Annotated in this window: 1 protein-coding gene; it reads left to right on the top strand. The window is 66.3% G+C overall.

Annotated elements, in window-relative coordinates; all coding sequences use genetic code 11:
• Positions 1-137: 137 nt before the first annotated feature.
• Entirely contained in the window at positions 138-614 is a 477-nt protein-coding gene (locus tag ACCC94_RS29920; protein ID WP_413353201.1) for an ester cyclase, read from the top strand.
• Positions 615-741: the final 127 nt, after the last annotated feature.

The raw sequence follows: 741 nt of genomic DNA, 5'->3' as shown, positions 1-741 counted from the left end.
CCCTGGGGCCATTCCCGGGGCCGGGGGGGGGGGGGCCCAATGGGCCTAAACCCTGGGGCCCCCCGCGGTGCGGGGGCCGCCACTTTCAACGGCCGTCCGGCCGACAACCCGCGGGCACGCCCGCAACGGAGGCAAGCATGCGTCACCTCGTCAGAGCGTTTTACCTGCTGTCGCTGTTCACCTTTGCCAGCCTCGCGCAGGCTGCAGAGTCGCCGAAACAGATAGTCGATGCCTACATGGCCGCGTGGAACGCCCACGACGCCGAGAAGGCCGCCGGCTACCTGGCCAAGGATGCGGAGTATTTCGACGTCACCGTCGGCACCCCGCAGAAGGGCCGCGAAGCCGCGCGCGACAATGTGATCAAGGTGTTCGTGGGGGCCGTTCCGGACCTGAAGTGGAAGATGAACGGCAAGCCGATCGTCGACAAGGACGGCATCGCCTTCCAGTGGACCTTCAGCGGCACCAACACCGGCGCCTGGGATGCCCAGACCCCGGCGACCAACAAGCCGTTGTCGTTCGACGGGGTGAGCTACGTGAAGGTCAAGGACGGCAAGATCGTCTACCAGGGCGACTACTACGACGCCCTGGGCCTGCACAAGCAGCTCGGCTGGTAAGCGACATCAGGTAGCGCCTTTGTAGGATGGGTGGAGCGCCGCGCTAACCCAGGAGGGCCTGGAAGGCGCCATGGGTTTAGCGGGGCGGCACCCCAACCAAACAAAAGCGGGCAGCAAAACAGCCCCC

This window comes from Pseudomonas sp. Pseusp97 (genome assembly GCF_047304025.1).
Taxonomy (GTDB): Bacteria; Pseudomonadota; Gammaproteobacteria; order Pseudomonadales; family Pseudomonadaceae; genus Pseudomonas.
The sequence above is the reverse complement of the archived record's forward strand: the minus strand, read 5'-3'. Positions and strand labels throughout refer to the sequence as shown.